This is a genomic window from Nostoc commune NIES-4072, assembly GCF_003113895.1.
GTDB classification, from domain to species: Bacteria; Cyanobacteriota; Cyanobacteriia; order Cyanobacteriales; family Nostocaceae; genus Nostoc; species Nostoc commune.
On sequence record NZ_BDUD01000001.1, the window covers coordinates 1,560,062 to 1,586,016 of the forward strand.

The 25,955-nt window shown below is 42.7% G+C and carries 23 protein-coding genes; 12 read left to right on the plus strand and 11 right to left on the minus strand.

Annotation, left to right across the window (positions count from 1 at the left end; all coding sequences use genetic code 11):
- Positions 1–99: 99 nt before the first annotated feature.
- Together dprA and CDC33_RS06955 are read left to right on the plus strand one after the other, a co-directional pair.
- Positions 100–1,218: a DNA-processing protein DprA gene (gene dprA, locus CDC33_RS06950; protein ID WP_109007867.1), complete on the plus strand. Its 1,119-nt coding sequence runs from the start codon at positions 100–102 to the stop codon at positions 1,216–1,218.
- Between the two features lie 108 nt (positions 1,219–1,326).
- On the plus strand, positions 1,327–2,262 hold the full coding sequence (locus tag CDC33_RS06955; protein ID WP_109007868.1) for a DNA-methyltransferase: 936 nt from the start codon (positions 1,327–1,329) through the stop codon (positions 2,260–2,262).
- On the opposite strand, the gene CDC33_RS06960 is transcribed toward CDC33_RS06955, so the two are convergent.
- The 3 genes from CDC33_RS06960 to CDC33_RS06970 form a co-directional block, all read right to left on the minus strand.
- The gene (locus CDC33_RS06960; RefSeq protein WP_109007869.1) at positions 2,254–2,898 is read right to left on the minus strand and encodes a hypothetical protein; all 645 of its coding nucleotides are present in this window, start codon (positions 2,896–2,898) and stop codon (positions 2,254–2,256) included. The two genes, CDC33_RS06955 and CDC33_RS06960, sit on opposite strands and share 9 nt — an antisense overlap.
- 65 nt (positions 2,899–2,963) lie before the next feature.
- Positions 2,964–4,529 carry a serine hydrolase gene (locus tag CDC33_RS06965; protein ID WP_109007870.1) on the minus strand — a complete coding sequence of 522 codons (1,566 nt, stop codon included), beginning with the start codon at positions 4,527–4,529 and terminating at the stop codon, positions 2,964–2,966.
- A gap of 178 nt (positions 4,530–4,707) precedes the next feature.
- The gene (locus tag CDC33_RS06970) at positions 4,708–5,448 is read right to left on the minus strand and encodes an RNA methyltransferase (protein WP_109007871.1); all 741 of its coding nucleotides are present in this window, start codon (positions 5,446–5,448) and stop codon (positions 4,708–4,710) included.
- A 171-nt stretch (positions 5,449–5,619) separates the two neighbouring features.
- Here CDC33_RS06970 and CDC33_RS06975 point away from each other — a divergent pair, with 171 nt between their 5' ends.
- Positions 5,620–7,464 carry a tetratricopeptide repeat protein gene (locus CDC33_RS06975; RefSeq protein ID WP_109007872.1) on the plus strand — a complete coding sequence of 615 codons (1,845 nt, stop codon included), beginning with the start codon at positions 5,620–5,622 and terminating at the stop codon, positions 7,462–7,464.
- 312 nt (positions 7,465–7,776) lie between these two features.
- On the opposite strand, the gene tftA is transcribed toward CDC33_RS06975, so the two are convergent.
- Positions 7,777–9,129, minus strand: a complete 1,353-nt coding sequence (gene tftA, locus CDC33_RS06980; protein WP_109012477.1) for a hormogonium tapered terminus morphoprotein TftA — start codon at positions 9,127–9,129, stop codon at positions 7,777–7,779.
- 272 nt (positions 9,130–9,401) lie between these two features.
- On the opposite strand from tftA, the gene dnaG reads away from it, so the two are divergent.
- Complete coding sequence (gene dnaG, locus CDC33_RS06985; RefSeq protein ID WP_109007873.1) at positions 9,402–11,381, plus strand: DNA primase; 1,980 nt, start codon at positions 9,402–9,404, stop codon at positions 11,379–11,381.
- Between the two features lie 262 nt (positions 11,382–11,643).
- On the opposite strand, the gene CDC33_RS06990 is transcribed toward dnaG, so the two are convergent.
- The 3 genes from CDC33_RS06990 to CDC33_RS07000 all read right to left on the minus strand — a co-directional run bounded on the left by CDC33_RS06990 (position 11,644) and on the right by CDC33_RS07000 (position 13,969).
- Complete coding sequence (locus CDC33_RS06990; protein WP_109007874.1) at positions 11,644–12,021, minus strand: hypothetical protein; 378 nt, start codon at positions 12,019–12,021, stop codon at positions 11,644–11,646.
- Positions 12,022–12,226: 205 nt separating this feature from the next.
- Positions 12,227–12,370 (minus strand): hypothetical protein, encoded by a 144-nt coding sequence (locus CDC33_RS38405; protein WP_181373917.1) that lies wholly within the window; start codon positions 12,368–12,370, stop codon positions 12,227–12,229.
- Positions 12,371–12,625: 255 nt separating this feature from the next.
- On the minus strand, positions 12,626–13,969 hold the full coding sequence (locus tag CDC33_RS07000; RefSeq protein ID WP_109007876.1) for a DEAD/DEAH box helicase: 1,344 nt from the start codon (positions 13,967–13,969) through the stop codon (positions 12,626–12,628).
- Positions 13,970–14,226: 257 nt separating this feature from the next.
- Here CDC33_RS07000 and infC point away from each other — a divergent pair, with 257 nt between their 5' ends.
- Positions 14,227–14,694: a translation initiation factor IF-3 gene (gene infC / locus CDC33_RS07005; protein ID WP_225892454.1), complete on the plus strand. Its 468-nt coding sequence runs from the start codon at positions 14,227–14,229 to the stop codon at positions 14,692–14,694.
- Positions 14,695–14,709: 15 nt separating this feature from the next.
- Here the strand turns inward: infC and CDC33_RS07010 are convergent, their stop codons facing one another.
- The 3 genes from CDC33_RS07010 to CDC33_RS07020 form a co-directional block, all read right to left on the minus strand.
- Positions 14,710–14,904, minus strand: coding sequence for a hypothetical protein (locus CDC33_RS07010; RefSeq protein WP_181373918.1), 195 nt, complete (start codon positions 14,902–14,904; stop codon positions 14,710–14,712).
- Positions 14,905–15,064: 160 nt separating this feature from the next.
- Positions 15,065–15,208 carry a helix-turn-helix domain-containing protein gene (locus CDC33_RS41595; protein ID WP_109007878.1) on the minus strand — a complete coding sequence of 48 codons (144 nt, stop codon included), beginning with the start codon at positions 15,206–15,208 and terminating at the stop codon, positions 15,065–15,067.
- Between the two features lie 257 nt (positions 15,209–15,465).
- Entirely contained in the window at positions 15,466–16,080 is a 615-nt protein-coding gene (locus CDC33_RS07020; protein WP_109007879.1) for a TetR/AcrR family transcriptional regulator, read from the minus strand.
- Positions 16,081–16,329: 249 nt separating this feature from the next.
- Here CDC33_RS07020 and CDC33_RS07025 point away from each other — a divergent pair, with 249 nt between their 5' ends.
- From CDC33_RS07025 to CDC33_RS07045, 5 genes are all read left to right on the plus strand, one after another.
- On the plus strand, positions 16,330–17,640 hold the full coding sequence (locus tag CDC33_RS07025; protein ID WP_109007880.1) for an HlyD family efflux transporter periplasmic adaptor subunit: 1,311 nt from the start codon (positions 16,330–16,332) through the stop codon (positions 17,638–17,640).
- A 156-nt stretch (positions 17,641–17,796) separates the two neighbouring features.
- Positions 17,797–18,969, plus strand: coding sequence for an ABC transporter permease DevC (devC, locus tag CDC33_RS07030; RefSeq protein ID WP_109007881.1), 1,173 nt, complete (start codon positions 17,797–17,799; stop codon positions 18,967–18,969).
- 74 nt (positions 18,970–19,043) lie between these two features.
- Positions 19,044–19,748 carry a DevA family ABC transporter ATP-binding protein gene (locus tag CDC33_RS07035; RefSeq protein ID WP_109007882.1) on the plus strand — a complete coding sequence of 235 codons (705 nt, stop codon included), beginning with the start codon at positions 19,044–19,046 and terminating at the stop codon, positions 19,746–19,748.
- Between the two features lie 413 nt (positions 19,749–20,161).
- The gene (locus tag CDC33_RS07040) at positions 20,162–21,691 is read left to right on the plus strand and encodes a YifB family Mg chelatase-like AAA ATPase (protein WP_109007883.1); all 1,530 of its coding nucleotides are present in this window, start codon (positions 20,162–20,164) and stop codon (positions 21,689–21,691) included.
- A gap of 522 nt (positions 21,692–22,213) precedes the next feature.
- Entirely contained in the window at positions 22,214–23,068 is an 855-nt protein-coding gene (locus tag CDC33_RS07045; RefSeq protein WP_109007884.1) for a DUF4394 domain-containing protein, read from the plus strand.
- Positions 23,069–23,624: 556 nt separating this feature from the next.
- Here the strand turns inward: CDC33_RS07045 and CDC33_RS07050 are convergent.
- Entirely contained in the window at positions 23,625–23,900 is a 276-nt protein-coding gene (locus CDC33_RS07050; RefSeq protein ID WP_244919161.1) for a hypothetical protein, read from the minus strand.
- A 426-nt stretch (positions 23,901–24,326) separates the two neighbouring features.
- Between CDC33_RS07050 and CDC33_RS07060 the strand changes: the two genes are divergently transcribed.
- Positions 24,327–24,638, plus strand: a complete 312-nt coding sequence (locus tag CDC33_RS07060) for a bacteriorhodopsin (protein ID WP_219930001.1) — start codon at positions 24,327–24,329, stop codon at positions 24,636–24,638.
- 289 nt (positions 24,639–24,927) lie between these two features.
- On the plus strand, positions 24,928–25,944 hold the full coding sequence (locus CDC33_RS07065; RefSeq protein ID WP_109007885.1) for a YihY/virulence factor BrkB family protein: 1,017 nt from the start codon (positions 24,928–24,930) through the stop codon (positions 25,942–25,944).
- The last annotated feature ends 11 nt before the right edge of the window (positions 25,945–25,955 follow it).

Below are 25,955 nucleotides of genomic sequence, written 5' to 3' on the forward strand. Positions count from 1 at the left end.
CCCCTGCTTCCCGTGCTTCCCCTGCTCTCCCTACTCCCCCTTAATATCAACATCCAACCCCAATTTGGGAATACTTAATTCAGTAGTGAGGATGAAACCGTGGTAGAAGAAGGCGCATATTGGCTAGCTTGGGCGCAAATTTCGGGAATTGGCCCGGTATTACTGCGGCGGCTGGAACAGCATTTTGGCACGTTAGCAACAGCTTGGAACGCTAGCAAGGTACAGTTGGGAGAAGTAGAGGGTTTTGGTTTTCAAACACTAGAAAAAGTAGTACAACAGCGATCGCGTTTACACCCAGAACAACTATTTACCAAGCACCAGCAAGAAAATTCTCATTTCTGGACACCAGCAGATGCAGATTATCCCCGCTTACTCCTGGAAACTCCGAGTCCACCGCCGATTTTGTACTATCGCGGTGAAGTTGAACTCCAAGAAAATCTCGGACAAAAACCGATGGTTGGAATTGTCGGAACCCGCCAACCCTCAGAATACGGTATCCGTTGGACTCGCCAAATTAGTACAGCTTTGGCTAAAAATGGCTTTACAGTTGTTTCTGGGATGGCAGAGGGAATTGACACAGAAAGCCACAGCGCCGCGATGAAAGCAGGTGGACGAACAATCGCAGTTTTGGGAACCGGTGTGGATGTCATCTATCCGCATAAAAATCGAGATTTGTACAAGCAGATTTTGACGGCTGGCTTAGTTGTGAGTGAGTACCCCACAAAAACCCCACCAGATCGCACCCACTTTCCCCGCCGTAACCGGATTATTGCGGGTTTAAGCCGCGCCATCCTCGTAATGGAAGCGCCTTTAAAATCTGGTGCTTTAATTACAGCTACTTATGCCAATGAATTTGGTAGAGATGTCTATGCACTGCCTGGTAGGGTAGACGATCATCCATCCCAAGGGTGCTTAAAGTTACTCAGTCAAGGAGCTTCTTTCATCCTCAAAGAATTAGATGAACTGTTAACAATGCTAGGAGCAATACCACAAATTGATGGAGTCGAGGCTTCTACAGTACCAGAACAGTTAAGCTTGCCAACTTTATCGCCAGAATTGCAAACAGTAATGGATGCGATCGCAAGTGAAGCTTTACCCTTCGATTTTCTTGTCCAACAAACCGGCATGGCTGCTGGTTCAGTTTCCGGTGCGTTGTTACAGCTGGAACTTATGGGTTTGGTTTCGCAACTACCAGGAATGCGGTATCAAAAAAGTTAATAATTAAAAAATAATACTATAGTTTAGCTTTGTGTTTAGCAATTTAATCATCAGATTTATGGCAATATAAAAATACAATTTTTATATAAAAACAAACTAATCAAAATAATGAACCAGTGGGCTTTTGAATACCAAGTAGAAAATATAGGTAAATCTGTTATTTTGCACGCAGACTGTTTCGAGTGGCTGAGTAGAATACCAGAAAATAGTATTCATGCAGTAGTTACAGATCCACCTTATGGGGTGAAAGAATATGATTTTGACCAATTGCTAAAAAGAGCAAATGGAAACGGAGGTATTTGGAGAATTCCACCATCATTTGATGGACATCAACGCGCACCTCTACCACGATTTACCGCACTTAGCCCCAAAGAACGTCTAGTTTTAAAAAATTTCTTTGTAGAATGGGCAAAACTAGTAGTACGTGTACTTCGCCCTGGTGGCCATGTTTTTATTGCAAGTAATGCATTTCTTTCCCAGTTAGTTTTCTCTGCTTTAGTTGAGGGCGGTTTAGAGTTTCGTGGAGAATTGATTCGCCTGGTGAGAACACTTCGTGGTGGCGATCGCCCAAAAAATGCCGAAGATGAATTTCCTCATGTGTCTTCCATGCTCAGAGGATGTTATGAGCCGTGGGGTATTTTACGAAAACCAATACCAGTAGGAATGAAACTCAGTGAATGTTTGCGAGAATTTCAAACTGGAGGGTTAAGACGCAACAGAGATGGTACACCTTTGGGTGATGTTATTGCCAGTGAGAGGACACCTCAGAAGGAACGAGCTATTGCAAATCACCCAAGCCTTAAACCACAGTCTTTTTTACGTCAGGTAGTTTATGCTGCACTGCCTTTAGGTGAAGGTATAATTGCTGATACTTTTATGGGTTCTGGTTCGACAGTTGCAGCCGCGGAGGCTGTAGATGTTTGCTGCATTGGTATTGAGCGTAATTTAGATTATTACGAGATGAGTTGCACCGCTATTCCTAACTTGATAACTTTAGAAACCCCTTCCCAGAATATTACAGACTTGCAATTAACGCTATGGTAGATTGGGAATTTGATAAATCCAATTGGACATCATTTTTTGATATCCAGATTTAGTAACACTGGCAGTTATTGTTCTGCGACTAATTTCTGAACGTCCAGAGAATGACCAATCATTTTTCGTGAGGCTGGCACCAACAACCTTAATAAAACGAAAGGGCTTTGGCTGAATACCTCGAACAGCGTCACTAGGACGGTTACTATCAAAAACAAATATCATCAGCCAAGTATCTTCAGGATTATGACCCTGCCATCCACTCTGATAACGAGAAGCTTTTACTTCAATACCAATATGAGAATGCTGTACAGAGTTTTTCAGAAACATCCCAGCAGGAATTAAGTCAGGATGTCCGTTATGATATTGATTTTTAACCAGGCTAGAGCAGTATTTCGGAATATTTGAAATCATGAATTCTCCAACCATACTGCTAAAGTTGGCTGGCATCAGCATTACCTCAAGACGCTCCATTTCTTTACTGTAAAGCTGTTGATTGATAAAGCCTAAAAACTCTACAAAATTATTCATTGCCAAAACGATGTGTTCCATTTTACAGTCGTATGGCAAAGCCGCATTAAGATTAAAACCATTACTCTCAAGAGGGTGAGGTTGGCAAGCAATCAGCTCTAGTTCGCTGCTCATTTATGAGGCGGTGATGGATGTCATAAACAATACAAAATAATACAAATTCAACAATCCCAGATTAATTATCTTGGGGGATAATACTGCGGATTCATAACTGGAGATTGATAACCATTTGGGGGTACTGTACTTCCCATACTGTTGGGTACAGGATTCACAACAGAGGGCTGATAAACGCTCATAGGTACAGTGCCCGTTGTATTGTTAGTTAAACCAGGACTTACAACAGGAGGCTGATAACCATTTACGGGTATTATGCTTGTGGTACTGTTGGGTGTGACAGAATTTTGGCTAAATTCTTGGTAGCTAACACTAGAAATTGAGCTAATCAATTTTTCGGCGCGAGGGTCATTATTGGGGCGTTGTACCATGACAGAGGCTATGTAGCGTTTGCCAGTTGGAACAATAATTAAACCTGCATCTGCCAGCATAGTACCAATATCGCCCGTTTTGTGGTATACTCTCGCGCCTGTTCCCAAACCGGATGGTAGCAAAGTGTCTCTCTGGGTGCGACGCAAGATATCGAGCATGAGATCCCGTGATGGCATACTCACTAAATTTCCCTGACTCACAATCGCCATCAAATTCCCCAATTCCCTCGGAGTAGTGGTGTTTGTCCCTTGCAAATCCGGGAGTTGATTACGAATTGTTGTGGTTGTTAATCCCCAAGTGCGGAAACGCTGGTTTAAAGCGTCTATTCCTCCCAGTCGTGCAATCAGCATATTTGTCGCCGTGTTATCACTGACGGTAATCATTTTTGTAGCGACTTCCAGAGCGGCGTACTGGGTTCCGGCTGGTTGGCGTTGCAGAGTTCCCGAACCGCCAGCAACCATATCCTGTTGCATGGTCAGCATTTCATCAAGGCGAATTTTCCCCGCGTCTACATCCTGGAAAAAGGCAATCAAAATCGGCACTTTAATTGTGCTAGCTGCCGGAAAACTGGTAGAGGCATTGATATCTACATAATTACCAGTATCTAAATCTAATAAGAAAACTCCGGGTGTAAGATTTGGGTTGGTCGCCGCCAAATTTTGCACAGCACTTTTCAAAGAGCTAATTTCCTGGGATAAGTATAGACTTGAAGCTGCAACTGTGGGAGTTTGGGTAGGTTGTGGCTGCGATCGCACTACATTACTATTAGATTGCGGCGCAGAAGTTGTGCTGATGCGATTAGCGGGGTCTAATACTGACAATGCTGTGCCAACAATTGCACCCATGCCAACACCCACAATCAACAACCGTACAATATATAACAAGGTTTTGGCCATTGGCTTTAACTGCGTCTTCCTTGATGAACGCAGGCCTCTTTTTGGCTTTTCCATCCGCACTGTTTTCACCATTACAGCACCTGGTCGAAAGGGAGGAATTTTGCCCTTCACACTAGGTATTGGTTTTACTGCCGTTGGCATGACTAACCCCGATTTTACCCTACGTGTAGCACCAGGGATTGGGGGAGGACTGCTCGGATTTTTTGGGCGTGTTAGCGCCGCTTCTCGTCCATTGGCAGCTTGTTGCTGGCTGTTAGCTTTAACTTTCTTCTTTACCACTTTTTGAACTTTTTGTGGCGGTTGGCGGCGATTTAAGGGTTGACGCCGCGAGAAAGCTGTTAGTTCGTCACTTGACTCTGACACAGTTACTCCTTGTGACCCACTTGGCTGTTTTCTTGCAGACTCCTAACCCCAAACTTAATCTTTAAGCAAATAATATTAATACTCAAATTACACTTTGCCACTAAGTAGCATTTTTGTGTTTAGTTTAAGCCATATTAAATATTTTAGGGGGATAATTGCGTATATATTAAACAAATAATTACAAGTTTTCACCATCCCTCTGGTTTTTAAGGGCCCATTCTACTTGCTGCAAAATTCCACGCAGCATGTATACTTCTCCTGTTTTGAGATGAGCGCGATTATATATTTGGCGAAATTTTGCCATGCGACTAGCTGCCGTATGGGGATATACATAACCAATTTTTAATAATAATGATTCTAATTGCTGATAGTATCCTTCCACAACATCTAAGGGGGCGAGTTCAGTTTGGGTTAAGGTTTTAATGTCAGGTTGCTGGGTACATTGTGACAATTCATAACAGCAAATTGCTACGGCGGTAGCCAAGTTTAGGGCTACATAATCTGGACTCGTAGGAATGGCAACAAATCTTTGTGCATAATTTAATTCTTCATTGCTTAATCCCCGGTCTTCCCTGCCAAAAATCAGTGCTGCGGGTTTTTCTGGTTCCTCCAGTAACCAGGGTAGTGCAGTGCGCGGGTTTTCTAAGGGTGTTTCCCAACTGCGAACGCGACCAGTAGTAGCGATCGCCCGTACACATCCATGCAATGCTTCTGGTAAAGTCGGCACTGATACCGCAGATTCGATAATTTCCTGAGCATGAACAGCCATCATCAAAGCTTCCGTCGATAACGGATCGCATTGGGGGTTCACTAATACTAAATTATATAGCCCGAAATTTTTCATTACCCTGGCGATCGCTCCGATATTTATCGGCCCAGCTGGCTCTACCAACACAATTCTTAATCCAGCCAAGCTCATTTTTTGCCTCCTGCGATCGCACCATAAGATATTTTTAGGCTAATTCTCAGCATTGTTATGTTCTGCTAAAAAGTTTCCTTGACATCATTCTAAACTTTGCAGGTAAATGCCTACGCGTCTAATCCACTCAGACTAGAATTAGAATGGACGTGACGTTCTCTAGTAGCTAAAGTGCCAGACTCTTTGCCATTGCGCGATCGCTATCTTGCCTTAATCGATGAAATTGTCGAAACCACCCTCAAGGGCAAAATTAGCTCTGTTGAGATGGTATACCAAATGCTGCTTAAAGGAATTACTTCCGGTACAGGGGAAGTTTTTGAGCTAGCTTTGAGCGATCGCTTGAATGCTCTCCAAAATCAAGTCGATAGTGAAAAAGACGAACTCAAAAAAGCTAAGGCTACTCGCAGTTTGAGAGCCATTAAAACTATTCAAAGTCAATGGCAACGCTGGCAAGAGCAAAACAAAACCACAGAAGCGATCGCCTCCGCAGTTACAGAAATTACCACAGCTCCTGCTGACGAGCGCCTGGCGGTATTTTTACGGGTTACTGATCCCAATCAGAAGTATCCGCTAAATTTGCAACAGCTACAGCAATTATCAAAAGCATTACAGCAATTTGCCCAGGCAGATGCTGATTTACAACAATTTTCCGAAGGGATTACCCGTGGTTTAGCTTCTTGGCAGCGATTACAAGACAACTTGCTCAGTTGGATGTACGAGCAAAAAGAATCTTTGGGATTTGGCGGCGTACCGGGAGAACGTGGCCCTTGGGCAAGTTGGGCGAAACAACTTAACAGTGAGTTACCCCAAGCACTGCTTCGCACCTTAGCTATGGAAGAATCTGCAATAGAGTTTGCCGAGCGACAACGGGGGATCACCCTTAGAGATTGGGTGGAAATGGCATTGATTTTACAGTACTTGCAACGGGGACTAATTAGTTGGTTTGACCAACAAGCTTACGATATTAAGGCCGGGCCAAAGTTGTCCATTTCCACCTTTTTGACCTTTGCAGTGATTTGGAGTCAGCTAGCAAGTGGTTTTGGGAGTATTGGGAAAGTATACAGCGATGCCTGTTCTCAAATCATGCTCCAGATTTTGCGAACCTTTGCCCAGCGTCCATATTTTCCCTTTTACGGCGGGATTTTTGCCTCTTTTACAGGCACTTATTTGCGAGATGCTTTAGATTATTTGGATGAACCATTGCGACGAGGCGAGGGAACCCAAGAAAAGGCACGGATTTTGACACTTTTAGGCTATTCTCAGCGTGCTTTGGGACAATACCAGCGTTCTATTGATTTTCATCAGCAGGCATTAGAGATAGCCAGAAATGCAGGCGATCGCGCCTGTGAAATTGCCAATCTCAACCACCTCAGCCGTACATACGTGCAACAGCAAAATTATACTGAGGCAATTAACTACAGTCAACGAGCATTGATATTGAGTCGGCAAGCAGGCGATCGCACAGGAGAAGCAAACGCGCTGGTCAATTTAGGTTACAGCGAAGTCATGCAAGCTCAGGAATTGGAAAACTTAGAACCAGAAACATACCAAGCTGCAATTAACTATTTGGAACAAGGTTTAAAATTATCAGAAAAATTAGGCGATATTCAAAGTAAAGCCTTATGTGTCAGTAGCTTAGGAATTGCCTATCTAGTAATTGGAGAACACCAAAGTGCAATTAAATATCTTGAAGATGGCTTTAAAACAGCGCAAGTTTCCGGTGATTTGTATCTCCAAGGGCGTAACTTAGCTTATTTAGCAGAAGCTTATTATCATCTACAAAACTCTGAAAAAACTGTTTATACAGGCTGTTTGGGAATGTATCTTTTGGAGCAAATTGCTTCTAGTGAGTGGCGTCAACCAGCAGGGTTGCTAACAATTTTACAAGGACAAATAGGGGCAGAAGCTTTCCAAAAGTTTTTACAGCAACATCGCCCAAAAATGATTGCAGTTATCGGTGTAGATGGATATGATCACATTCCGCAATTATTAGAAGAATATAAACAAGATATCTAATAAAGTAATTTGATCATTAGGATAGCGAAATCAAACTGAATATAAACCTTTGGGACAAAAAGTATCAACTGCAATCACGCAAACTCCTTCAAATATTTTTGACTAAACTTTAAGCATTATTACTTATTGATAAATAGTTAATAATTTCTATCAGTTCTGGGTACGGAGGTACGCTGAACAAAACATAAATAAAAACACTGATGTGGATTTTTTAGTCTACATACTATCTTTGTTGAAACACTTAATAGAAATACAAATAAGCTGAGATTTGCATTGTTAAGTAGTTGAAGACAATGTTATTGCAAGTGCAACTTAAAGAAGTCCTGCTGATTCATATAATCGTTTGAGCATTGCTGAAATCTTCGTACCATAATCCAAATCTGCTGACCACCGCCCTGATAGCTGATCAATTAATGGCGCAATTCCCCGCGTGACAAAGCGAAACCTGGGATCTACTACTTCTTGTACCAAAGGTTCTAAACTGGCGTAAGCTTTCAAATGTTGGACGTGTGCCCTCACTCCAATTCTGGCACTTGGAAAAGATGCAGCCTCCGAACCACCACCGATCGCACCTAAGCCTGCAAAGTTATTTTGCTCAGGCTTAATATCGCCACCAAACCGTAAAAATCCAGTTTCTACACACATTTGACAAAAGGCAATGTCATAGTTCACTCCCTCTATACCTGCTTCTTCTCGATAAAGTTTTGGGATATCAGGAAAGCTTACTAAAGCATTTTCATTATTGTTTCTCAGAAATAATTGTAACTGGACTTCAGAAGTATTACCGTTCGACATCACCCGCGAAAATTGACCAGGGCAAACTGCCAAATTTGAGCGCAAACTAACAGTGCGCGTTGCAGCATCCCAAGTGACTGCAACATTAAAATCTCGCAGTTCGATCGCTTTGACATAAACTACTTTGCGATAGGTAATTCTGTTGACATTAGCCGTTTTTGAAAGGTCAATCCGCAAACGGTCTACTAAATCAATGGGAATGTAAGCATTACCATTAACTAAAACTCCTTGTTCTGAGTATTTTTGTCCATTAATATTAATATTAATTGGCGGATAATTTGCTTCCGTCGGAGTTCCAGGAGTAGGGTCAATTATCCGACTCCAAATTACTAATCCATCGACAATTCCCAAAGCAAAATCGCGGCGACGACTTTGTAGCAAAGCCCGATCCTCTGGATTGCTGAGAAATGCCACTTGCATCACCAAAGCTGGAAGCGTTGTCTGGCGACAGAATGCTAAACTACCCAATCCACTATCTGTATCTGGCTTGACTCCCCGATTCGGCAATTGGGGTACGCGGCGCAACAACCCCACTAGCAATTGTTCAGCATTACTCTTGCGATCGCTATTATTAGCAATATAAAAAACGCCAGCCCCACGCACAGAAGGGCTATTAGCCGCATTAGATTCAATTTCTAGGGCGACATCACCTCGGCGACCACGAGAATTGATCCAGGTGATAGTTTGGGCGGCACTCAAGTCATCAGGGACTGCCAAAATTTCGACATTCCGCGCCCTCAGTTCCGTAACAATCAAATCCCGCAGCAGAATCATTTCTTTAGCTTCAGTTGTACCACCTGCGATCGCACCTGGATCTATCCCTCTAGCTTCCTTACCTCCGTGAGCCGCCGAAATAAAAATACGCCCCATTTTAAGTAATTCCTCTGATAAAATTAAATGTAAAATTATATAGATCATTCTTGGTCTAACAACAAGAATATAATAGCCATCAGAAGTCTAAAGTCATTTATCCTTTGTTATTTCTCCAAAGTTAATCTCCAGGGAGTGGGGAGTGGGGGAGATGAGGGAGATGAGGAAGCAGGGTAGAAGAATTATTAATTATTGTCCAATGTCCAATGCCCAATGCCCAATGCCCAATGACCAATGACTAATGACCAATGACCAATGACTAATGACTAAATATGCAAATCCCCCGCTTGCACCCAGACACAATTGAGGAAGTTAAACTACGGGCTGATATTGTAGATGTCGTCTCGGAATACGTAGTTTTACGCAAACGTGGGAAAGATTTCGTCGGTTTGTGTCCTTTCCACGATGAGAAATCTCCCAGTTTCACCGTCAGCCAGACTAAGCAAATGTACTATTGCTTCGGCTGTCAAGCCGGAGGAAATGCCATTAAGTTTGTCATGGAATTGGGGAAACGTTCGTTTGCTGATGTGGTACTGGATTTAGCACGGCGTTACCAAGTACCTGTACAAACACTCTTACCCGAACAACGCCAAGAATTACAGCGTCAGCTATCTTTGCGTGAGCAGTTATATGAAGTTCTAGCTTCCTCAGCCCAATTTTATCAACACGCCCTCAGACAATCACAAGGGCAAAAGGCACTTGAATATTTGCAATCTAACCGCCAATTTAAAGAAGAAACAATACAGCAATTTGGTTTAGGTTATGCCCCCGCAGGTTGGGAAACTCTTTATCGTTATCTAGTGGAAGATAAACATTACCCAGTACAAATACTAGAAAAAGCGGGACTGATTAAGCCACGGCGGGAAGGAGGCGGTTATTATGATGTATTCCGCGATCGCTTGATGATTCCCATCCGTGATGTCCAAGGGCGGGTAATTGCCTTTGGTGGTAGAACCCTAACCGATGAACAGCCCAAATATCTGAATTCACCAGAAACCGAACTTTTTAGTAAAGGTAAAACATTATTTGCCCTCGATCAAGCCAAAGGTGGGATTTCTCAACTCGATCAAGCCGTGGTAGTAGAGGGATATTTTGATGCGATCGCTCTCCATGCTGCTGGTATTAATAACGCTGTCGCCTCACTCGGTACAGCCTTAAGCTTAGAACAAGTGCGGTTAATATTACGGTACACCGAATCCAAACAATTAGTACTCAACTTTGATGCTGATAAAGCTGGAATGAATGCTGCCGAACGGGCGATCGGTGAAATTGCCGAATTAGCATACAAAGGGGAAGTTCAGCTAAAAATTCTCAATTTACCCGATGGTAAAGATGCTGATGAATATTTGCATAGCCACACCCCAGAAGATTATGGAGAACTGCTAAAAAATGCGCCACTTTGGCTAGACTGGCAGATTCAGCAAATTATTCAAGACCGTAATTTGAAACAGGCTACTGATTTTCAGCAAGTAACTCAGCAATTAGTCAAATTACTTAAAAATATAGCTAACAGCGATACACGCAACTATTACGTTTCCTACTGTGCAGAAATACTCAGCTTAGGAGATACCAGACTGATACCCCTACGAGTTGAAAATCTGTTAACTCAAATTGCTCCTCCTCCGGCTACATACTCTAAACCTGTGTCAGCCAGAAAAGCATGGGGAAGTAGCAAATCCCCACTCCCTAGTACAGACGCGATTAATCGCGTCTCTCCCCATTCCCCACTCCCCACAGAACGGAGCCTTTTAGAACACGCAGAGGCATTATTACTGCGAATTTACTTGCATTGTCCCGAACAGCGTCAAGTGATTATTGACGAACTAGAGGAGCGAGATTTGCAATTTAGCCTTTCCCACCACCGATTTTTATGGCAACAGATTTTAGAAATTTCATCCGTTGATGGAGAGACAAGAAATTTTGCGTCTCCACCAGATTTAATTTCCCGTTTGCAAGACCAGTTTTTAGAATTTGGCAGCGAGATGGGGTTGATTTCCCATTTGTTTCATGTGGATGAAAAAAACCAAAAAGAAATACTTCGGACTCCGCAAGTGGTTCAAGCTGCGATCGCTTGTATGGATTTAGTGATGCTTGAAAAACGCTATCGCCACTTTTTGGAACTATGGCAACAAACCGATCCCGAAGCTGAACCAGAGCGGTATCAATCTTATTATCAAGCTTTCTACGCTGAAAAAATCAAGCTGCAACAAATAGACCGACAACGGTTATTTTCCATCACAGAGTTATTGTAGTTTCGGTTTACGCAGTCAAAATAGGGGAAAAATTTATGTCTTGCACGCTTTTCATAATAGACCTTTTGCAATAGCTGAATTTTATCGAGAACTTCTGTAACTCCTGTGGCTCCAATACGGTTCGGTTAAGGCAAGAGACGCGATAAATCGCCGTCTCTACAGAGGACTGATTCTTGTAAAGACGGCGATTTATCGCGTCTTTGCGATTAGCGGCGTGTCATCAAAAAACCTTATCCGAACCGTATTGCCTGTGGCTCTTGCTTTAATCAACTAGCCACTGCATTAATAAGTAAATTATCGAGGTCAACATAAAAGTACCAAATAACATCGTCCATGTTACTGTCATAGTTATGAAACTTATCCACTTATTATTTTGATCAAATCGCCGCCATTGCCAGATAATAAGTGTGAGATTTGTAGAAAGAGAAAACGCGATTATATTAGCTAATAATAACCAATGGTCTTCTCTTACGCCTTGCATCCAAGGTATTAACGAACCTCCATTTGCACTATTGGGCTGAAAAGTCGGATCTCTTAACGGTGAAACTTGATAGGCAAAAAGACTAGTAGCTATCGTTAAAAACAGCAAAAATACCAAACTTAAAATAGAAAAGTGTCGAATCCGTTGAAAACTTGTCATACAATCTCCTAAAATTTCAGCTAGTGATCGCCTGATGATTAGAACTAAAGCTGCTATTAAGAGCTATGATATTGGTTATTTGGTTCATTTAATTTCTTAAGACCGGATCTAATTCTAAAAGGTTTCAAAACTATTTATACAAGTTCTTGCTTGAAGGCTAGGGAGTAAAAGACTACAGCTAGATTTTAAACCTGCCTTGATATTATTAGTACTGCTGCCATATAAGTAAATACTTGAGGCTGTAGATGCGATCGCCAGCAACAAGGCAGATATCAAAGCCACTGTAACCAAAATTAACCATTTTTTGGGAATTTTGTAATTGAGCATGGGGCGTTGTGCTATTTTTCATTCTTAGTTTCAATATCTAAGCTAAGTGCGTAAGTCCTAACAGTAGTGTCGCTATTAGGACTTACGCACTCGTGACGAAAAACCAAGCCTTGGCGATTACTTCGCTTCTCTACGAGACGCTCCGCGAACGCTCGTAATGACGTAAAATCATAGTTTGTGCGTAAGTCCTGGCTATAAAGTCAAGTTCAAGAGCAGGTTGAAAGTGAATTTAACCGCTTAGGGGTGTTGCTGAAAGATTAATCCTTAAGAACGAAGATTAGCGATCGCGTTTAGCAGAACGGCGCGATGCCGACGAACGAGCACCAGGCTTATCGCCATTCGTCACCGGTGGCGCTACCTTACGTTTAGCCGATGTCTGTGGTAAGGGTTTAGCAGTACGAGCCGGACGCTTGTCACGTTCGGGTTTAGCTCTGTGTTGCCGTCCATTTGGGATTGGTTCGGGGTTGATATCGGGGTTGAGCGCAAAACCAGCCACCACTTCCCTTGGCAAGCGCTGCTCAATCAGTTTTTCAATATCTTTCAATAGAGGGTATTCATCGACGGACACCAGCGATACCGCTTCACCTGACGCGCCAGCGCGGCCAGTGCGCCCAATGCGGTGAACGTAATCCTCTGGTACATTGGGTAGATCGAAGTTAACTACATGAGGCAGTTCGCTGATATCAAGACCCCTAGCAGCAATATCTGTCGCCACCAATACCTGTAAGCTACCATTTTTGAACTTTGCCAGAGCATTAGTACGCACCGGCTGGCTCTTATTCCCGTGGATTGCCAGTGCTTGAATGCGGTCTTCGCCCAACTGCTTAACCAAACGGTCAGCACCATACTTAGTGCGGGTAAACACTAGCACTTGATACCAATTATCTCGGCGAATCAGGTGAGCAAGTAATTGGCGTTTCTTGTCACGGTCTACGTGGTAAATTTTTTGTGCGATCGTCTCGGCGGTAACGTTGCGGCGTGCTACCTCAATCATCGTCGGGTTATTCAGCAGTCCGGCGGCGAGTGTCTTAATTTTGTCCGAAAAAGTAGCGAAGAATAGCAAATTTTGTCGCTTTTTGGGTAATAGTGAGAGGATGCGGCGGATGTCATGAATAAAGCCCATGTCTAGCATCCGATCTGCTTCATCTAGCACCAAAACCTCAATATGCGACAGGTTCAGCGTCCCTTGCTGTACATGGTCTAACAGTCGCCCTGGAGTAGCCACTAGAATATCCACTCGGTTCTTCAAACGCTGCTTTTGCAGATTAATACCGACTCCACCGAACATTACCATTGAGTTTAACTGCAAGTACTTGCCGTACTCGCGCACGCTTTCTTCTACCTGTGCGGCGAGTTCACGAGTCGGGGTAAGAATCAGCGCCCGGATTGGGGGGTATCCCTTATATGTACCTTTGATGCTCTTATCAGACGACAACCGATGCAGAAGCGGTAGGGTAAAACTAGCGGTCTTTCCAGTACCAGTTTGTGCCCCAGCTAGCAAATCCCTACCCGACAATACAGCAGGAATCGCCTGTATTTGAATTGGCGTGGGTTCGGTGTACCCGCGTTCGGTAACCGCACGGATAATTTCATTGGACAAGCCGAGATTAGAAAAAGACATAAAACTCCAAAAATAACATCGGCCTGTCGCCAATGGCGGCGTCAGTCTTAGGCGGACGGATAAAAAAGCGTTGAAAGGCTGATGGGCAATAGCGCAAAGACTGAAGAGCGAGTGCCGCAATTCCACATTTTAACAGATTGTAGTCGATTGTGTCGTTAAAGTTGCTCTAATTCAGCGTTGTGTTAAATTAGCATTACTTGGAATGTAAAATGTTGAACAATTAGGAGAAATTCGTTATCGCAATCCAAAAGCAACTGATTAATTCACAAATCAAGTCACCTAGTGTCTTCTTGATTGACCATGAGAATAACAATCGTGGTCTGATCGACACCAATGAGGCGCTACAGCTAGCCGAGAGCTTAGAGCTTGACTTAGTTGTAGTCTCCCAAGGTAAGGAGGCTCCAATCGCCAAGATTCTCAACTATGGCAAGCTTCAGTATCAAAAGAAAAAACGTCAGAGCCAGAGTGCTAGACCCACGGTAAAGGAAGTTCGATTTGGCCTAAACGTGGGCGTGGCTGATTACAATTTACGCATCCAACAAGCAGGTGAATGGTTGAGTAAAGGCGATTCAGTCAAGTTTGCCATCCGTTTACGAGGCCGAGAACATCAATATCGTGACAAAGCAGGAGAACTGCTAGACCGAATTGCAAATGATCTTAGTCAAGTAGGTAAAATCCAATCGCTGGATAAACGCGCACTAGTTGTTCAAGTGATTCCTGCCTAGTTAATCTTGCGATCGCTAGAGGATATATTGGTGAGAGCTTGTTAACGGAACAAAAAAAGCTGGAGGCAACACTGTAGCTTCTATGGAAAAAACATTGAGATTCTCCCCACTGAAGACAGCAAGGGGATTTTTTCGCTGGGCATCCACTCGCGCTTGCACACGGCTACACTGGAGATGAGGATGGAACCTTAAACCAGTAGGGGATGCCATAACCCCAAGTACTGGGACATCGAAACATCTCAGATCCTTTGTACGAATATTGATTTCTGCAAGCCGCGCTAACATTTAAAAGTGCGGCTTTTGGATTTATCTAATGCGCTTTACGTATAAAAGAGGCATTGGGAGATTGAAAATTTTCTTCATTTTATCGCTAGTTAGAAAACCGTTCCACAATATCCTTTACTGTCTTATAACTTAGATGAAACTGCTGGGCGATCTGGCGACTAGAATACCCCTCTCTGCTCATAGTTAAGACTTGAAAGGCATACTTATCTAATTGTTTTAAATCATCCATATAATTTTTAGACCTTTTGTATAGGGTTGGATAAAAATCCGTATTATTTAGATGGAGGAATTATTGTAAAACAAGCTCTTACAGTTGGCTTCTGACTTAATACTGTTCGGTTAAGCATTTTTAACTTGGAATTGGGTTTTGGGTAAAGGTTAAAGGGTAAAGGTTAAAGGTTTTTCTTTCTCCTTTTCCCCTTCCCCTTTCCCCCTTAACCGAAAAGTATTGCCTTATGACTGAACAAGCGCCGGGAAATAGCCAGTTTAATCGGCGCATTTATTGATTAAGTGTGTCAAGGCATCAATCAGGCGATCGCTTTCCATTGGTATAATGTCCTCTCCATGCATTACATTTTGAGTAATATGAAAATGCACCAACGCTCCTATAAGAATTCTCGCTGTTGCCTCTGGGTCAGGTATGTTTAGTTCTGGGGCTGCCAAGTAGTGAGTAAGAGTTTCTGCTACTGGCTTAATCAGCGCCTGAACACAAATTTGAGCTAACTCAGGAAAACGCCCAGATTCTCCAATTAGTACTCGCATAAATGCACTATGTTCTTTGTCGTTAAGCATTTGCTCTAATGCTTTAGTTATTACCTGGTGCAGTATGGCGGCTGGTTCTCCCTCAATAGGTTCTGTGCCAAAAATAGAACTGTTCTTTTTGCTTGCCAGTTGCTCTAACAGTACTTTAAAAAGTCCTTCTTTATCTTGAAAGTGGCTGTAGACTGTCGCTTTAGAAACGCCTGCTGCTACTGCTACCCGATCCATGCTTGTGCCAGCATAGCCATGTTGAAGGAATTCTTGCATTGCCCCTTGCAGAATTTGCTCCACTTTATCAACGGAATTGTCTCGATCAACTTCGTCAGCTTTGATGCGTACCATTTATTAATTATCCTTTCTTATAAACAATATTAATAGATGCTGCAAAATGCCCCAGCACAAAATGGCGAAAATAAATATACCTTCGTTGAAGGAGGCAGGGGGCAGGAATAGCATTTCGCTGCATAATGCCTTTGCAAATTGATTGACAAGTTTAGTTGTATCATATTGACTAAACTAGTCCGTTTAGTTTAGCATGAATTGAACTGGACAGTTTAGTACAAATTGCTACTGGTGGTAAGGGAAAATAGTATGGAGCAAAACAGGAATTCAGAGGGCTTAAGGTCTTCTCATAATCTTGTGCGATCGCCTGTTCTACTTGCAATAATTACAGCTCTAGCAATAGGCGGAATCAGTGTTTATGCGGTGATGAAGTTCCAGGCTACAGCTAATGAAAAACAAAAAACACCAGTAGCAGTTCAGCCTGTAATAAAAACAGTAACAGCATTAGGGCGGTTGGAACCAAAGGGAGAGGTAATAAAACTGTCAGCGCCTTCTTCAAATGGTGAAGGAAATCGGGTAGAGCAACTATTGGTGAAAGAAGGCGATCGCGTCAAAGCTGGGCAGGTAGTTGCGATTATGGATAACCGCGATCGTCTACAAGCTAGTTTGATTGAAGCACAAAAACAAGTTCAAGTTGCCAAAACCCGCCTTAACCAGGTAAAAGCTGGAGCCAAACAGGGAGAAATTGGAGCGCGTCAAGCTACTGTGAATCGTTTGCAAGTAGAACTAGAAGGAAATATTAAAACTCAGCAAGCGACAATTAATCGTATAGAAGCAGAACTCCTTGGGCAACAACGCAGCTTGCAAGCAACAGTGGCTCGCGTAGAAGCCGAGCGACGTAATGCTCAAGCTGACATGCAGCGCTACGAGACTTTATATAAAGCAGGAGCAATTTCTAGCCAGGAAGTTGATAGCAGACGCTTAAACGCCGAAACTTCCACTCAAGCGTTAATTGAAAGCCAAGCCACCCAGACAAGAACTGTCGCAACCCTACAACAGCAGCTTAACGAAGCAAAAGCCAACCAGAATCAAACCCTCGCCAGCTTGCAACAGCAGATTAACGAAGCAAAAGCTAACTTAAATCAAACTGCGGAAGTCCGTCCAACAGATATAGCAAACGCACAAGCAGAGGTAGACAGCGCTCAAGCCACGGCGGATAAAATTAGAGTAGAACTGGCGCAGGCTTATGTTGTGGCTCCTAAAGCTGGTCGAATTTTGGAGATTAATACACGAGCCGGAGAAACTGTTGGCAATGAAGGAATTGTGGCTCTAGGGCAAACCGACCAGATGTATGCAGTGGTAGAAGTCTACCAAAGTGATATCAAGAAAGTGCGTCCGGGACAGGATGTGCGGGTAAGTAGTGATTCCCTACGCAATGAATTAGAGGGAAGAGTGGATTGGATTGGTATGCAGGTAAAGCGGCAAAATTTAATCAACTCTGATCCCTCTAGCAATATTGATGCCAGAGTAGTGGAAGTCCATGTGCAACTGAATAAACTATCTAGCCAAAATGCTTCTAGCTTCACTAATTTGCAAGTGAAGGCGGTAATTGAAATTTAAAGGGAATTGGGCATTGGGCATTGGGCATTGGTCAATAATTAATAGTTATTATTTCCCTGCTTCCCCTGCTCTCCCTGCTCCCCCTGCTTCCTCTGCTTCCCCTGCTCCCCCTGCCTCCCCTGCCTCCCCTGCTCCCTTAACTCCCCACTCCCTCTTATGAAATTAATCGAACAACTGCGGCGGCGAACGCCTTTAGGATGGCTGCAACTAAGTCATGAAAAAGGCCGTCTTTTGGTAGCATTGTCAGGTATTGCCTTTGCCGATGTTCTGATGTTCATGCAGCTAGGGTTTCAGAATGCCCTGTTTGAAAGTAACACAATGCTGCATCGCAGTATGCAGGCTGATATGTTTGTCATCAGCCCCCAAGCACGTAACCTAGCATATATGTCTAGCTTTACGCGGCGGCGATTGTATCAGGCAATGGATGTACCAGGTGTAAAGTCGGCAGAAGGAATGTATGTCAACATTGTTGATTGGAAAAATCCCCAAACACATAAGAAGACGACAATATTAGTTATGGGGTTCAATCCCGATCGGCAAATGTTGAACTTAGCGGATGTGAATCGCCAGATAGATGCTATTAAGCTACCAGATACGGTTCTATTTGATCGCGCCTCTAGAGGAGATTACAATGAAGCGATCGCCAAAATTGAACAAGGTAAAACTGTCACAACCGAAATAGAACGGAGGACAATTACCATTAGCGGCTTATTTTCAGTCGGGGCTTCCTTCATAGCCGATGGTACTTTGATCACCAGCGACCAGAACTTTCTGCGACTATTTCCCAGACAAGAAGCAAGTAGTGTCAGTCTCGGTTTAGTGCAGCTGCAACCAGGTTATGATCCAAAACAGATGAAAGCAGCTTTAGAATCTCATTTAGATAATGATGTTAAAGTTTTAACCAAAGCAGAATTTCTCGAATTTGAAATAAATTACTGGAAAACAAATACGGCGATCGGGTTTATCTTCAGCCTGGGTGTAGCAATGGGGTTTTTGGTGGGCGTGATTATCGTCTATCAAGTTCTTTCTACAGATGTGAATTCCCATATCAAAGAATACGCCACTTTTAAAGCAATGGGATATAACAATCTTTACTTATTAGGTGTAGTGTTTGAAGAGGCGATAATTTTGGCGATTTTGGGCTTTATCCCAGGAGCGATCGCACCTTTAGGACTTTATCATTTAACTCGTAATGCCACCAATTTGCCAGTTTACATGACCGTAGCACGGGCCTTGACGGTACTAACACTAACTATGATTATGTGTATAATTTCTGGTGCGATCGCTACCCGTAAATTACAGTCCGCCGACCCCGCAGATATGTTTTAAATTTGTCATTTGTCATTGGTCATTTGTCATTTGCAAAGGACAAATGACGAGCATCACGAGTAATCAAGCTATTTATGAGTAGTCAACCTGTAATCTCTGTGAAAAATCTCGACCACTATTTTGGTCATGGTCAACTCCGTAAGCAAGTTCTTTTTGATATCAACCTGGATATTAACGCTGGCGAAATTATTATTATGACTGGGCCTTCTGGTTCTGGTAAAACTACACTTCTCACCTTAGTCGGCGGCTTGCGTTCTGCCCAATCTGGTAGTTTGCAAATATTGGAACAAGAACTGTGTGGTGCTAACAAAAGACAACTTACTCAAGCGCGACGCAGTAACGGTTATATTTTCCAAGCGCACAATCTGCACGGTAGCCTGACAGCACTCCAGAACGTCAGAATGGGCTTAGAAGTGCATAATAATATTTCCCCAGCAGAAATGAAAACCCGTTCAACCCAAATGTTAGAGGAAGTAGGATTAGGAAATCGCCTGAATTATTATCCTGATGATTTATCTGGGGGACAAAAACAAAGAGTTGCGATCGCTCGTGCTTTAGTTGGTCGTCCTAAAATTGTCTTAGCGGATGAACCCACCGCCGCCCTTGACAGTAAATCGGGACGAGATGTGGTCAACCTGATGCAAACCCTAGCTAAAGAACAGCATTGTACTATTCTTTTGGTTACTCATGACAACCGCATTCTAGATATTGCCGATCGCATCGTCTACATGGAAGATGGCAAGTTAGTAAATGATGGTGCTGTTGTTGCAGCCGGGTAAAGAAAAACGAACCACAGAGGGTGCAGAGAAGCCAGTGCGCCCTTGCGGTTCCCCGACTTGTACCGCTAAAGCGGAACCCGCAGGGTAGCAACTGGCGCGACACGGAGGAATAAGAGTTTGAGAGGGTTTTTGCGTAAGTCCTAATATTTAGTCATCTTCAGATGACTTTCGCTATTAGCAAGGAACTTCAGTTCCTTGCGGGACATAGCTTTCACGTTAAGTTGACACCAATGGGCATTGCGCCTTGCTCCAAAAGAGCATATTTCATTAAAGTGAAATGGTATTACAGTGTGGTCTATTTACCTGAAAATTCGTGTAACTACTTTGCTCAGGAAATCATCTCTGTAATTTTACTAATGCCAATGTAGCAACTCATCTGCTAGAGATTTGAAAGGTTTACTTTTATATAATCAATGCTTGCCAGAGTTTGGAGTGCATCAATTGTAGGCATCGATGCCGTCAAAGTCGGCGTAGAAGTCGATGTGTCAGGGGGATTACCGGGAATTGTTGTCTTGGGATTGCCAGATTCGGCAATTCAAGAATCACGAGAAAGAGTCAAAGCAACGTTGAAGAATGCAGGTTTCGCTTTTCCCATGCGGAAAATCGTGATCAATTTGACTCCGGCAGATTTACGGAAAGAAGGCCCCTGTTTCGATTTGCCTATTAGTGTGGGAATTTTGGCGGCTTCTGAGCAAGTTAGCGCTGATTTATTGGGAGATTATCTATTTTTGGGCGAAGTCTCGCTAGATGGCAGTTTGCGTCCGGTGGCTGGTGTTTTACCGATCGCAGCAGCAGCCCAAAAGATGGGAATTACAGGTTTAGTTATCCCTGCTGATAATGCCCAAGAAGCAGCAGTGGTTCAAGACTTGGCTGTTTACGCTTGCAAACATCTGTCTGATGTGGTGGATTTTTTAAATAATCCGGGGCGTTACAAACCTGTGCAAATTGATCATACAACGGAGATAGCAACAGTATCTTACCCTGGCGCAGATTTGCATGATGTAAAAGGACAAGCTCATGCGCGTCGTGCTTTAGAAATTGCGGCAGCTGGTGGACACAATCTAATTTTTGTTGGGCCGCCTGGTAGTGGAAAAACCATGTTAGCAAGGCGCTTACCAGGTATTTTACCACCCCTAAGTTTTGCCGAATCTTTAGAAGTGACTCGTATCCATTCGGTAGCTGGTTTATTGAAAAATCGCGGTTCGTTGGTACGCGATCGCCCTTTTCGCAGTCCCCATCACTCAGCATCCGGGCCTTCTCTCGTTGGTGGTGGTAGCTTCCCTCGTCCTGGGGAAATCTCATTATCTCACAGGGGCGTGCTGTTCTTGGACGAATTAACTGAGTTTAAACGTGATGTATTAGAATTTCTGCGCCAACCTTTAGAAGATGGCTATGTGACAATTTCCCGCACCAAACTATCAGTAATGTTTCCCGCGCAGTTTACTTTGGTGGCGAGTACCAATCCCTGTCCTTGCGGTTATTATGGCGATACCATCCAACAATGTACTTGTTCTCCCCGTCAACGCGAGCAATATTGGGCAAAGCTTTCTGGGCCGTTAATGGATCGAATTGATTTACAAGTTGCGGTGAATCGCTTGAAACCAGAGGAGATTACCCAACAACCTACCGGAGAAGCATCAACATCAGTACGCGAACGGGTGCAACAAGCAAGCGATCGCGCAATTACCCGCTTCCAAGGAGAAGCAAATCTGCGTTGCAATGCTCACATGCAGAGTCGTCATCTCCAGAAATGGTGCAAGCTAGATGATGCTAGCCGGAATTTATTAGAAGCAGCAATTAGAAAATTAGGTTTATCGGCAAGAGCAAGCGATCGCATTCTCAAAGTAGCACGAACTATTGCAGATTTAGCGGCAGAAGATGAGTTAAAAACCAATCATGTAGCGGAAGCGATTCAGTATCGTACAATCGATAGAATGCAGTAAGAATCTGGTGATGATGGCTTAAGTGTGTTAAGGGTTGACGCAAATAGTTCGTGTTCCCAGCAGCTAGAACAGTAAGGCTAAAGCTGTGATTCTAATAAATGAGTCAGAGTCTAAACTTTATCAGAATTACAGACCGCAAATTTAAAAGTCAATATTTTGCTGAAAAATAGAGAATATGATAGCGCGATCGCAATGACATATTAAATTTTATTATTTAATCGAATAATAAAAACTGGGATGCACCCTTTTGGAACTTCTACAGTATCGTGTTGAAGCTAACACTTAAGAGTGGGTTAAGTAGGAAAAGTAGGATGTTTTCTATAAAGCATTAAATAAACTTTTCTTTAAGTTCATTCTTGAAAGATTCGGCTTACTTTTTTTAAAAAATTAATTTTTTCTTAACCTGTAAAAATTGATTTAAGTGTAATCTGTAGTAATCAGTAAACTTTAACCATTAATCCTTTTTTAAAAGGATAATTCGTTGCTGAATCAAAATCAGAAATTATTATTTTGGGGTGTAGGATGAAAGGCTTTATCACACGTAAAATTGCTCTTGTAATTACTGTAGTCACTGCAAGTCTTGGCTTGAGTGCTAACAAAATTTTAGCTGACGTTGGGATCATCAAAATAGGTGATATCCTTCAAATCAATGTTACAGGCAAATGGTCTCATTTAAGATTCATTGGTTTAACCTCAAATAATACTCTTGTAAATATAGATCCGAGTGGATTTGCTTTCACAATTCAAGTCAAAGGAATTGACGGCAACTTACAAGGTATTGACTTCCGTCCAGCAAACGGTCTGCTTTATGGTGTCACAGATACTGACAACATATACACGATAAATTATAGAACTGGTCAGGCTACGTTTGTGAGCAAACTATCTAGCAGCTTTAATGGAGGATTTCAGTCAGGGTTTGACTTCAATCCCGTACCAGACCGCTTACGGATAGTAGGTAGCAATGACCAAAATTTTCGTACCAATGTAGATACTGGTGCAGTCACTGTCGATACAATCCTAGCGTATGCTACTGATGATGTTAACGCCACAGTTAACCCCAACATTACCGGTGCCGCTTACACAAATTCAGTTGCTGGAGCCACATCAACTCAACTTTTTGGCATCGATTACGATCTTGACGTGTTAGTACTGCAAAACCCACCCAATGATGGTACTCTTAGAACAATCGGCAAGCTTGGTGTTAACTTTGCACCGATAAGCGGGTTCGACATCTTTACAAATGCACAAGGCAAAAATACTGGCTATGCACTGTCTGGTTCAGTTCTTTACACTATTGACCTATCTACTGGCACTGCAACTAAAATCGCCGATGTACCTAAAGGTAACTTCATTGGTTTAGCCGTTACATCTAAGTAGGTATCGTCAAGTTCGACTTGATTTATTGGTTAAAAGCGTAAACGCGTATGCTCTGCTCTTGATTGTTAAGATATTCAATCGAGAGCAGACTAGGCGCTTCAGAAACTCTCACGAACTCCTTATAAACACATCACGAACTATGCTTGAAAAGTTCGTGATTTGTGTTTTCCATGCTAAAAGAAGATTCGCTCTTTTCCAGAGAATAAATTTAGAAATTATTCGTTGCCTAAACATTATTGTAGCTCCTTTAGGACTTACGCACTGTACAAAATAACTATCTTGTGCATCAACCTAAATACGTTGTTTCGGGCTTTTATCAATCACCTTTGATTGAGTGCGTAGGCGTAGCCCGCCGCAGGCATCGCTAAAATCTCATTGAAAAATCTAGCTATCAGCCTTGAAAACTCTACCTGTTATTTTGGCTTTTCTGTCAATGCGTAAGTTCTATCCTTTTAAATCTTCCTTCAAAAGGGGGACTTTGATTCCGATTCCCCCTTCAGCAACTGGCGTGGGTTCCGGGGGATCTTTATACAACTTGATACTTTTCAAACAACCTTTAAGACGCAGGAGAAATTAACTGACCAATACGCTTGAGAATTTGCAAAACGGTGTACAGTTCTCTCGCAGATGCAAACGGAGCAAAAATCCTTGACAAATCGTACTGTGGTGTATTTGTTTGCGTCACTTTGACAAATAAAATATCGTCTCCATTAGTCACCATCCCAAACACAGGTTTACTGGAGTTGGGGTTAGCCATCATATAAGCTAGGGCTTGCGGTACAGCCGCCCAAACTGACATCGCCAATTGGCAGGCGCAGCCCGTCGTAGACATCGTATTTTCAAACTAGCACGGACTATTACAGATTTAGTAATAAAGTGTTGCTCTAGAGGAGACTGCTTATACTGAACTAAAGTGCAAGCTACTAAAGTCTAATTTTTGATTATATTTAAATCAGATTTTTACTAACGCCTATATGCTTGCTACTGGCTTCCTTGCCACAATTACACCCAAGCCGATCAGCTACATCTGGTATATTCAGTAGATCACAAACTTTTCCAGAAGCCTTACCAGCCGTTCATTTGAGTTTAGGAACATAATCTACCGGAATCCTATTGGAGTCTGCTTTTCAAGGAACGGGCATTGTTGGTGGGTTAAGAGTGCAGTGCAAGCGATCGCGATCGTCAACCCCAAAACGTCGGCTGAAACCCTGATTATTTCGTCAACTTCCAAAAGTTTTCGATCTACTGATATTGTTAGTTGTGCTGCTTACGCAGCAATTTTCTACTTATTAGTGAAACCCTACCGAATCGAGGCAGAACGCAAACATCCCAGATCCAAGCATTCCGCAAGCTGGTAACTGTGCATCTGGTGCTGTGGACACTTTATCCAATTGTATGGATTCTTAGTCCAGAATGTTTTAACGCTTTTGGTCAAGGTGGGGAAACAATGAGTTATACGCTACTAGATATTGCCTCTAAAATCGGGTTTGGTTTTCTATCGTTAAACACCCTACGTAATTTAGAACAGGCGGGAGAATCGGTTAATGAATCGGAAGCGTTATATAAGTAAGTAATAAATTTTCAGTCAAAGGCAATAGAATAGCTAACCGAATTAGGGGAATCAATAAGGGATTATGCGATCGCTGCCACTGCATTTTATATGCTAAAGCGATCGCACTACATTAATTGTCTACTAAAAAGCAAATTATTTATAGATATTTCCATTAAGGAAATTATCGATTCTGCTAAATTCCTCCCCAAGGATGCTGCACAAACCCCCTTGGGGGGATGCCTCTACTTATGAAATCAGTATCCAATATATCAGGAAGTAACCGATACCGCTTAAGGAGACTGATTGGATGAATTTGCAGGCGATTTGGAAGTTATTACAAGAGACATTCAAAGAATGGAGTGAGGATAAAGCCTCACGGTTAGCGGCGGCGCTAGCTTATTACACAATTTTTTCTATTGCACCGTTGTTAATTATTGTAATTGCGATCGCAGGGGCAGTATTTGGAGAAGAAGCGGCAAGGGGCCAAATCGTTGGACAAATTCAAGGTTTAGTCGGCCGAGATGGCGCAGCATTTATCCAAACAGCCATTCAGAATGCTAACAAACCACAGACAGGAGCAATGGCTTCTATCATTAGTATTGGAGTTTTGCTCTTAGGTGCTACTGGTTTATTTACCGAGTTGCAAGATTCCCTCAACACAATTTGGGAAGTGAAACCAAAACCCGGACGCAGTGTAACTAACATGATTCGCTTACGCGTTTTATCTTTTGCAATGGTGATCGGTATTGGCTTTTTACTTTTAGTTTCTCTGGTGATTAGTACGGCATTAGCAGCATTATTAACATACTTTAGTAACTTAGTACCAGGTGTAGATTTTCTCTGGCAGATTATCAACTTTATCCTTTCTTTTGCCATCACTACGTTCCTGTTCGGACTCATTTTTAAAGTTCTACCAGATGTCGAAATTGGTTGGAGTGATGTTTTAATTGGAGCTATGCTCACTTCCTTTTTGTTTTCTATTGGTAGATTTTTGTTAGGACAATATTTAGGTAATGGCAGTTTTGGTTCAGCCTATGGTGCAGCTGGTTCACTAGTGGTAATCTTAGCTTGGGTTAACTATGCCGCGCAGATTCTTTTCTTCGGTGCGGAGTTTACCCAAGTTTATGCCAGAAGGTACGGTAGTGGCATAACCCCATCTAAACATGCCATACCTTTATCTGATAACAGGGAATACAATGGTAAGGCTCCAACAAGTCAATCGTCCACTAATAAAAAGCCTCCTTCTAATTTTATTAATCGCTTGTTCCAGTCTTTTAAGAAGCCCAAGCGCTTAAAACAGAGAAGGAAAAATGAGCGATTTTAATTCCTGATTGT

Coding starts and splice junctions, on each gene's coding strand:
- dnaG (WP_109007873.1), top strand. CDS start 9,402: ATGCAAATCCCCCGCTTGCACCCAGACACAATTGAGGAAGTTAAACTA.
- CDC33_RS06955 (WP_109007868.1), top strand. CDS start 1,327: ATGAACCAGTGGGCTTTTGAATACCAAGTAGAAAATATAGGTAAATCT.
- CDC33_RS07035 (WP_109007882.1), top strand. CDS start 19,044: ATGAGTAGTCAACCTGTAATCTCTGTGAAAAATCTCGACCACTATTTT.
- CDC33_RS41595 (WP_109007878.1), bottom strand. CDS start 15,208: ATGGATGATTTAAAACAATTAGATAAGTATGCCTTTCAAGTCTTAACT.
- CDC33_RS07000 (WP_109007876.1), bottom strand. CDS start 13,969: ATGTCTTTTTCTAATCTCGGCTTGTCCAATGAAATTATCCGTGCGGTT.
- CDC33_RS38405 (WP_181373917.1), bottom strand. CDS start 12,370: ATGAAAAATAGCACAACGCCCCATGCTCAATTACAAAATTCCCAAAAA.
- CDC33_RS07025 (WP_109007880.1), top strand. CDS start 16,330: ATGGAGCAAAACAGGAATTCAGAGGGCTTAAGGTCTTCTCATAATCTT.
- CDC33_RS07010 (WP_181373918.1), bottom strand. CDS start 14,904: ATGGCATCCCCTACTGGTTTAAGGTTCCATCCTCATCTCCAGTGTAGC.
- CDC33_RS07020 (WP_109007879.1), bottom strand. CDS start 16,080: ATGGTACGCATCAAAGCTGACGAAGTTGATCGAGACAATTCCGTTGAT.
- CDC33_RS07045 (WP_109007884.1), top strand. CDS start 22,214: ATGAAAGGCTTTATCACACGTAAAATTGCTCTTGTAATTACTGTAGTC.
- CDC33_RS07040 (WP_109007883.1), top strand. CDS start 20,162: ATGCTTGCCAGAGTTTGGAGTGCATCAATTGTAGGCATCGATGCCGTC.
- CDC33_RS06990 (WP_109007874.1), bottom strand. CDS start 12,021: ATGACAAGTTTTCAACGGATTCGACACTTTTCTATTTTAAGTTTGGTA.
- tftA (WP_109012477.1), bottom strand. CDS start 9,129: ATGGGGCGTATTTTTATTTCGGCGGCTCACGGAGGTAAGGAAGCTAGA.
- CDC33_RS07050 (WP_244919161.1), bottom strand. CDS start 23,900: ATGTCTACGACGGGCTGCGCCTGCCAATTGGCGATGTCAGTTTGGGCG.
- CDC33_RS07065 (WP_109007885.1), top strand. CDS start 24,928: ATGAATTTGCAGGCGATTTGGAAGTTATTACAAGAGACATTCAAAGAA.
- CDC33_RS06970 (WP_109007871.1), bottom strand. CDS start 5,448: ATGAGCTTGGCTGGATTAAGAATTGTGTTGGTAGAGCCAGCTGGGCCG.
- devC (WP_109007881.1), top strand. CDS start 17,797: ATGAAATTAATCGAACAACTGCGGCGGCGAACGCCTTTAGGATGGCTG.
- CDC33_RS06960 (WP_109007869.1), bottom strand. CDS start 2,898: ATGAGCAGCGAACTAGAGCTGATTGCTTGCCAACCTCACCCTCTTGAG.